Origin of the sequence: Mycobacterium sp. E802 (assembly GCF_001666875.1) — a bacterium.
Lineage (GTDB): Bacteria > Actinomycetota > Actinomycetes > Mycobacteriales > Mycobacteriaceae > Mycobacterium.
Map to the genome: position 1 here is coordinate 18,833 of NZ_LZJD01000113.1, position 8,533 is coordinate 27,365.

At 66.6% G+C, this 8,533-nt stretch carries 7 protein-coding genes; 6 read left to right on the top strand and 1 reads right to left on the bottom strand.

Annotated elements, in window-relative coordinates:
• The first annotated feature begins 21 nt into the window (after positions 1–21).
• The 6 genes from glgX (at position 22) to A5699_RS17160 (ending at position 6,813) form a co-directional block, all read left to right on the top strand.
• Positions 22–2,121 (top strand): glycogen debranching protein GlgX, encoded by a 2,100-nt coding sequence (gene glgX, locus A5699_RS17135; RefSeq protein WP_067771258.1) that lies wholly within the window; start codon positions 22–24, stop codon positions 2,119–2,121.
• A 268-nt stretch (positions 2,122–2,389) separates the two neighbouring features.
• Complete coding sequence (locus A5699_RS17140) at positions 2,390–2,866, top strand: MarR family winged helix-turn-helix transcriptional regulator (protein WP_067771259.1); 477 nt, start codon at positions 2,390–2,392, stop codon at positions 2,864–2,866.
• On the top strand, positions 2,863–3,693 hold the full coding sequence (locus tag A5699_RS17145) for an ATP-binding cassette domain-containing protein (RefSeq protein WP_067771261.1): 831 nt from the start codon (positions 2,863–2,865) through the stop codon (positions 3,691–3,693). The genes A5699_RS17140 and A5699_RS17145 overlap by 4 nt, the downstream gene beginning before the upstream one ends.
• A gap of 43 nt (positions 3,694–3,736) precedes the next feature.
• Positions 3,737–4,489 carry an ABC transporter permease gene (locus A5699_RS17150; protein WP_082957757.1) on the top strand — a complete coding sequence of 251 codons (753 nt, stop codon included), beginning with the start codon at positions 3,737–3,739 and terminating at the stop codon, positions 4,487–4,489.
• Positions 4,490–4,546: 57 nt separating this feature from the next.
• Positions 4,547–5,704: an acyl-CoA dehydrogenase family protein gene (locus A5699_RS17155; protein WP_067771262.1), complete on the top strand. Its 1,158-nt coding sequence runs from the start codon at positions 4,547–4,549 to the stop codon at positions 5,702–5,704.
• An 8-nt stretch (positions 5,705–5,712) separates the two neighbouring features.
• Positions 5,713–6,813, top strand: coding sequence for an acyl-CoA dehydrogenase family protein (locus tag A5699_RS17160; protein WP_067771263.1), 1,101 nt, complete (start codon positions 5,713–5,715; stop codon positions 6,811–6,813).
• On the opposite strand, the gene A5699_RS17165 is transcribed toward A5699_RS17160, so the two are convergent.
• Positions 6,763–8,223, bottom strand: coding sequence for an MFS transporter (locus A5699_RS17165; protein WP_067771264.1), 1,461 nt, complete (start codon positions 8,221–8,223; stop codon positions 6,763–6,765). The genes A5699_RS17160 and A5699_RS17165 overlap by 51 nt on opposite strands.
• Between the last annotated feature and the right edge of the window lie 310 nt (positions 8,224–8,533).

Consider the following 8,533-nt stretch of genomic DNA (forward strand, 5'->3'; position numbering starts at 1 on the left):
GCTGAACCGAGCGAGCTGGAAATGTGGCGGGGCAAGGCTTACCCGCTGGGTGCCACCTATGACGGTTCTGGCACCAATTTCGCGTTGTTCAGTGAGGTCGCCGACCGGGTCGAGCTGTGCCTGTTCGACGCCGAGGGTAACGAGACCCGACTGACCCTGCCCGAGGTGGACGGATTCGTCTGGCACGGTTTCATTCCCGGTATCGAGCCGGGCCAACGCTACGGCTACCGGGTGTACGGGCCCTACGACCCGGACACCGGTCACCGGTGCAATCCGAACAAGCTCCTGCTCGACCCGTATGCCAAGGCCATCGACGGGACCTTCGACTGGAACCAGTCGCTGTTCAGCTACGACTTCGGTGATCCCGATACCCGCAACGACGACGATTCCGCGCCGAGCATGCCCAAGGCCGTGGTGATCAATCCGTACTTCGACTGGGGTGTGGACCGGCCGCCCAAACACGAATACGCCGACACCGTCATCTACGAGGCGCACATCAAAGGCCTGACCCAGACCCACCCCGACATCCCGGAGAACATCCGCGGTACCTACGCCGCGGTGGCCCACCCCGTGATCATCGACCACCTGAAGGCGCTGGGGGTCAACGCGGTGGAGCTGATGCCCGTGCACCACTTCGCCAATGACTCGACCTTGGTCGACAAGGGTTTGTCGAACTACTGGGGTTACAACACCATCGGGTTCCTGGCGCCCGACGCCAAGTACAGCTCCAGCTCGACCGCGGGCGGCCAGGTACAGGAATTCAAGGCCATGGTGCGGGCCCTGCACGAAGCCGAGATCGAGGTGATCCTCGACGTGGTCTACAACCACACGGCAGAGGGCAATCACCTGGGCCCGACGCTGTCGATGCGCGGCATCGACAACGCCGCCTATTACCGGTTGGTCGACGACGACAAGCAGTACTACATGGACTACACCGGTACCGGCAACAGTCTCAACGTCGGCCATCCGCATGCGCTGCAACTGATCATGGACTCGTTGCGCTACTGGGTCATCGAGATGCACGTCGACGGGTTCCGGTTCGACCTGGCCGCCACGCTGGCCCGAGAGTTCTACGACGTGGACCGGCTGAGCACGTTTTTCGAACTGGTGCAACAGGATCCGATCGTCAGCCAGGTCAAGTTGATCGCCGAGCCCTGGGACGTCGGGCCCGGCGGCTACCAGGTGGGCAACTTCCCGCCGCAGTGGACGGAGTGGAACGGCAAGTTCCGCGACACGGTACGCGACTACTGGCGTGGCGAACCGGCCACACTCGACGAGTTCGCCTCCCGGCTGACCGGTTCGGCCGATCTGTACGAGCAGACCGGACGGCGACCGTTCGCCTCGATCAACTTCGTCACCGCCCATGACGGCTTCACCTTGCGGGACCTGGTGTCCTACAACGAGAAACACAACGAGGCCAACGGCGAGGACAACCGCGACGGGGAGAGCAACAACAAGTCGTGGAACTGCGGTGCCGAAGGGCCGTCCGAGGATCCTGCGGTCAACGAGCTGCGGGCCCGTCAACAACGCAATTTCCTCACCACTCTGCTGCTGTCCCAAGGTGTTCCGATGATCTCGCACGGCGACGAGCTGGGCCGCACGCAGGGCGGGAACAACAATGTGTACTGCCAGGACAACGAGATCTCCTGGATCGACTGGGACAGTGCCGATGCGGATCTGATCGAGTTCACCCGTGCGGTGTCGGCCCTACGTGCCGCGCACCCGGTGTTCCGGCGCCGCAGGTTCTTCGACGGCCGGCCGGTTCGCGAGGCGGGGGCCGCGGTATTGCCCGACATCGCCTGGTTCTCGCCTGACGGGTCGGACATGACCACGGAGGATTGGGAGACCGGATACGCGAAGTCGGTGGCGGTCTATTTGAACGGGCAGGGCATCGCCGATCTCGATGTGCGCGGCCAACGCGTCGTCGACGACTCGTTCCTGCTGTGTTTCAACGCACACTACGAGCCGATCGAGTTTGCTTTACCACCGGCACAATTCGCGGCGTGGTGGGTTCCGGCGATCAGCACTTCGGCAAACTCGATCACCGATCCGATCGCGCCGGGTGACACCGTCAGCGTGGACGCGCGCGCGGTCCTGGTACTCCAAGCCGAATCAGATTGAGCGTCAATTCCAGGCGTTGCTCATCGCGTTGATCTGCCTGCTGTAAGCAGGAAGTCTGGTACCTTGAACGGGTAGCAGCCGTGGCCGCCTCAGTAGACGTTGAGCGTTCGTTCGATGTCACCGGCCGGGCGGGCCGGCGGGTACGAGCCGAAGAGCGGCGGCAACTACCCTGCGGCCACGGCTGCGGCTTCTCAGCGGGTTTGCCGCGTGCACATTTCAGACCATTTCTACCCTGCAATACCTCTGTTACAGAGGTATTCTCGGGCGGATGGACACCCAACGCGATCTCGTCGGTGAGCTGTTCAGCGTTGTCGGCCGGTTCCGCAGACAGCTTCGCCGGTCCACCGGCGGCGGCTTCGACGTCGGAGCCGGCAAGGTGGCCGGCCCGAGCACCTTGACACAGTCACAGGGCGAGCTGCTGCGCCTGGTCGGCCGCAGACCGGACATCTCGGTGCGGGAATCGGCCGCCGAACTCAGCCTGGCACCCAACACCGCCTCCACCCTGGTGTCCCGGCTCGTCGCCGAGGGACTGCTCACGCGCACCGTCGACGACGGCGACCGACGGGTGGTCCGGTTGCGTCTCACGCCGCCCGCCCAAGCGCTGGCCGACGAGACCCGAGCGGCCCGCCGGGCCGCGCTGAGCGCCGCCCTGGCACAGCTCGACAAGACCCAGATCGACGCCCTGGCACATGGATTGGACGTGATGAGCGAACTCACCCGGCTACTGCACGAGAGCGAACAATGACCGTCGAACCTGCCATCGACTGTGAGAACTTGACCCACCGGTACGGCGCGTTCACCGCCGTCGAGGACCTGACCCTTCAGGTGCGGCGCGGCGAGACCGTCGGCCTGCTCGGGCCGAACGGCGCGGGCAAAACCACCGCGGTGCGGGTCCTGACCACGTTGACGCCCGTGCAACAGGGAACGGTGCGGATCTTCGGTCTCGACGCGGCGCGCCGCACCATGGACATCCGGCACAACATCGGCTATGTGCCACAACAACTCTCGATCGAGGCGGCGCTGACCGGCCGGCAGAACGTCGAGCTGTTCGCCCGGCTGTACGGCGTGCCGCGCACCGAACGCGCCGACCGGGTGAACCAGGCGCTGGGGTCGATGCAGCTGCTCGATGTGGCCGACGAGGTCGCAGGCACCTACTCCGGTGGCATGGTGCGTCGTCTCGAGCTGGCCCAGGCCCTGGTCAACCGTCCGTCGCTGCTGATCCTCGACGAGCCCACCGTTGGTCTGGATCCCATCGCCCGGGACAGCGTCTGGGCCCAGGTCGACCGGATGCAGGCCGAGTTCGGCATGACCGTGCTGCTCACCACGCACTACATGGGCGAGGCCGACGCCCTCTGCGACCGGGTCGCGCTCATGCACCACGGCCGGTTGCAAGCCCTGGGGACCCCCGCGGAATTGAAGGACCTGGTGCGGCAGGCCACGAATGCCGAGGACGTCACGCTCGAGGATGTCTTCCGGTACTACGCCGGTTCGGATCTGAGTGACGCCGACCATCAGCCCGGCGGTATCGGCGAGGTGCGCGCGACCCGCAGGACGGCCCGTCGTGTCAGCTGAAACCCTGATCCTGGCCCCGCGCGGGATGCGCCGGATCCGTGCGATGGCGATGCGGATGGCCGCCTTCGCGCTGGTCGAGCTGCAGAAGCTGCGCCACGACCGCACCGAGTTGTTCACCCGCATGGTCCAGCCGGCGCTCTGGTTGTTGATCTTCGGTCAGACCTTCAGCCGGTTACATCTCGTCGACACCGGCGGTGTGGAGTATCTGACGTTCCTGGCGCCGGGCATCATCGCCCAGTCCGCCCTGTTCATCTCGATCTTCTACGGCATCCAGATCATCTGGGACCGCGACGCGGGCATCCTGGCCAAGCTCATGGTCACGCCGGCCCCCGCCTCGGCACTGGTGGCGGGCAAGGCATTCGCGGCCGGGGTGCGCTCAGTGGTGCAGGTGGTCGGCGTGGTGGCCCTGGCATATCTGATGGGCATCGCGATGACGGTCAATCCGCTGCGCATCCTGGCCGCGATGGCCGTGGTGGCCCTGGGCGCGGCGTTCTTCGCCTGCCTGTCGATGACGCTGGCCGGGCTGGTGCGCAAACGAGACCGGTTGATGGGCATCGGCCAGGCGATCACCATGCCGTTGTTCTTCGCTTCCAATGCGCTCTACCCCGTCGACATCATGCCGACCTGGTTGCGCTGGCTGTCCACGGTCAACCCACTGAGCTATGAGGTCAACGCCTTGCGCGGGCTGCTGATCGGCACCCCGACGAACTGGGTACTCGACATCGGCGTGCTGATCGCGGCGGCGGTGCTGGGCATCGCAACAGCCTCGGCGCTGCTACGGAGGCTGGTCCGTTAAGGCCCAACCAACCGGATGGTTTAGGGTGCTGTCAGATCCACCGAGAGGGAGACGGTCATGCAACTGGCGCTCACACCGGAGGAAGCAGCTTTCCGCGACGAGCTGCGCACCTTCTACACCACCAAGATCCCCGCCGAGATCCGGGAACGGAACCGGCTGGGCCTGCCGCTCGGCAAAGACGCCATCGTCACGGCGCACAAGATCCTGCATGAGCACGGCCTGGCCGTGCCCAACTGGCCGGTCGAATGGGGCGGCAAGGACTGGACACCCAACCAGCACCAGATCTGGCTCGACGAGATGCAGTTGGCCAGCGTCCCCGAACCGCTGACCTTCAATGCCCGCATGGTGGGCCCGGTGATCGCCGAGTTCGGCTCACAGGAGGTCAAGGAGCGTTTCCTGCCGCCGACCGCGGCGCTGGACATCTGGTGGTGCCAGGGCTTCTCCGAGCCCGAGGCCGGTTCCGACCTGGCGTCGCTGCGCACGACCGCGATCCGCGACGGCGACAGCTACGTCGTCAATGGTCAGAAGACGTGGACCACGCTGGGTCAGCACGCCGACTGGATCTTCTGTCTGGTGCGCACCGACCCGCAGGCACCCAAGAAGCAGGCCGGTATCTCGTTCCTGCTGATCGACATGAACACGCCCGGCATCACGCTGCGCCCGATCAAGCTCATCGACGGCAGCGTCGAGGTCAACGAGGTGTTCTTCGAGGACGTCCGGGTCCCCGCCGACCAGCTCGTCGGCGAGGAGAACCAGGGCTGGACCTACGCCAAGTTCCTGCTCGGCAACGAGCGCACCGGCATCGCCCAGGTGGCCCGCACCAAGGTGCGTCTCGCCGAGGTGAAGGAACGAGCCACCGCCAGCGGGCTGATTGCCGACCCGTTGTTCGCCGCCCGGCTGGCCGAGGCCGAAAACGACGTGCTGGCACTGGAACTCACGCAGATGCGGGTCACCTCCGATTCCGCCGACGGCAAGCCGAGCCCGGCGTCCTCGGTACTCAAGCTGCGCGGCAGCCAGCTTCAGCAGATCGCCACCGAGCTTCTGGTCGAGGTGGCCGGCGCCGACGCGCTGCCATACGAGGCGGGCGACATCGCCTCACCGGACTGGGCCCAGCACGCCGCCCCGCACTACCTCAACTACCGCAAGACGTCGATCTACGGCGGTAGCAACGAGGTGCAACGCACCATCATCGCGTCCACCATTCTCGGATTGTGAGTTGAGCCATGGACTTTCAGCTGACCGACGAACAGAATCTGCTGGCCGACACCACCCGTGACCTGCTGAGCGGCTACGACACCGAAAAGCGCAACAAGGTGGTGGAAGCCGAGCCCGGGTTCGACCGTCAGGTGTGGAAGCAGCTCGCCGAGATCGGTGTTCTGGGCCTGGGTTTTGACGAGGACTCCGGTGGCCAGATCGAGATCATGGTGGTGCTCAACGAGATCGGGCGCCGGCTGGCACCCGAGCCGGTGCTGCACGGGGCGCTGGGCCCCGGTGCGATCATCGCCGAGGTGGGCACCGATGCCCAGCGTGCCCTGCTCGACGACGTCGCCTCCGGTGAGCGGATCCTGGCCTTCGCTCACACCGAGCCCGGCGTGCGCGGAGCGGCCGGCGTGACGACCACCGCGACGCGCAGCGGCGACAGCTGGACGCTGAGCGGTACCAAGAACCCGGTGCTCGCCGGCGATGTCGCCGACACCCTGATCGTCACCGCGGCGCTCCCGGATGGCGGCACCGGACTGTTCCTGGTCGACGCCGCCAACGTGACCCGCACGGGCTACCGCACCTTCGACGGCCAGCGCGGCGCACAGATCACCCTGGATTCCGCGGCCGCCGAGCCCCTCGGTGAACCCGGCGACGCCAGCGCCGCCATCTCCCATGCGCTGGTGCGCATCTCGGCGGGGCTGTGCGCCGAGGCGGTCGGCGCGATGGACGAGTCGCTGCGGCTGACCACCGATTACCTCAAGTCCCGCAAGCAGTTCGGGGTCACCCTGAGCAAGTTCCAGACGCTGACGCAGCGGGCCGCCGACATGTACATGTCACTCGAGCTGGCCCGCAGCATGGGCACCTACACGGCGATGTCGATCGCCGACGGACGCGTCGACCCGGTGATCGCGGCGCGGGCCAAGCTGCAGATCGGGCGCTCCGGCCGGCACATCGCGCAGGAGTCGATCCAGCTGCACGGCGGTATCGGCGTCACCGCCGAATACCCGATCGGTCACTACGCCGCCCGGCTGACCGCTATCGAGCACACCCTGGGCACGTCCGCCGAGCAGCTAGGGACGCTGGTGGGCCAGTTGAGCAGCTACGAGATCGCCACGCTCTGACGCCGTCCGCCCGGCCGGTTCTCGCGGTATCGCCAGCGCCAGGAGGGCGGCGCCGGCGGCCGCGGCCGCGGCGATCAGCAGCGCGACACGGAACCCGGTCGGCGACGGCAGTGCCTGCCCGGCCACGGTGACGGTCATCTGGGCCAGCACCGCGGTCATCACCGCGCTCGACGCCGAGGTACCCAGCGAGCGCGCCAGTGAGTTGATGCTGTTGGCCGACGCGGTTTCCGAGACCGGCACCGCGGCGTTGATCAACGCCGGCAGGGCCGCGAAGGCGAACCCGACCCCGAAGCTGACGATCAGGCCCAGCACCATCACGCCGAGCGCGCTGCCGAGCAACACCAGACCGGACAGGTAACCCGCGGCGATGATCACGCTGCCGATCACCAGCACGATCTTCGGGCCGCGCGCAGCCACCACCCGGGCCGCGACGGGGGCGGCCGCCATCATGGCCAGGCCGCCGGGCGCCATCCACAGGCCGGTGGCCACCATGCTCTGCCCCAGGCCGTATCCGGTGTCGCGGGGCATCTCCAGCAGTTGCGGGCCCACCAACGACAGCGCGAACATGCCGAAGCCCACCGCGATCGACGCCAGATTCGTCAGCAGCACCGGGCGCTTCAACGTCGTGCGCATGTCCACGATCGGCGAGGGCGCGCGGTACTGCCACCAGGTGAACACCCCGAACACCACCGCTGCACCGCCGAACAGGCTCAAAGTGGCGGCACTGCTCCAGCCCCACATCCCGCCCTTCGAGATGGGCAGCAACAACATCACCAGGCCGATCCCCAGCGTGAGCGCGCCGAACGGATCGAAGCGGTGATCGGCGGACACCGGCTCCAGGTCTGGCACCAACAGGACGAACAGGATGCCGGAGGCCAGACCGAGCGCGGCGGCACACCAGAACAACGCGTGCCAGTTGAACTGCTCGGCGATCACCGCCGACAACGGCAGACCGAGCGCGCCGCCCACTCCCAGTGATGCGCTCATCAGCCCCATCGCCGAGGCCACCCGCTCGGGCGGCAGGGCGGCGCGCAGCACGCTGATGCCCAGCGGGATGACGGGGGCGCCGAACCCCTGCAACCCGCGGCCGATGATCAGCGGGATCAGCGAGGTGGTCAGCGCCGCGATGAGCGATCCGGCAAACAGCAACGCAGCGCACAGCACGAGAATCCACTTGGGGCCGTACATATCTGAAAGGCGGCCCAGCATGGGCGTGGCGACGGCACCGGTGAGCAGGGTCGCGGTGATCGCCCATGACGCGTTGGCGGCACTGGTGCCCAAGAGCGTGGGCAGTTGCGGGATCAACGGGATGATCAGCGTCTGCATCAGCGAGACGCTGATGCCCGCCGCTGCGAGTACGGCAATCAGCAGCCCACCGGACGCCGATCGCTGCACACGCTGTTCACGCATCCCCAGAAGATAATTGATTAGCGTTCCTATCTGAGCCGGCGCCTGCGCAGTGGCGCCCGGGTGGGGTGCCGACCTGCCCGCCTAGCAGCGACTTTTCAGCGACGAAGTCGCTCGTATGCGGGCACGGGACAGCTGATGTTCATGATGCGAGAGGTGCCCGTGTGTCAAAAACGGCGAGCGACAATGGGACTGGTGAGACTTCACGATACCGGTGTGGCGATTGTCGCTCGATTGTCGCTACTAGGCGGGCACGTCGGATACCCCGTCGAAATCCGCGACCGATGCGCTTCTCAACCGATCAGCCGGGCCA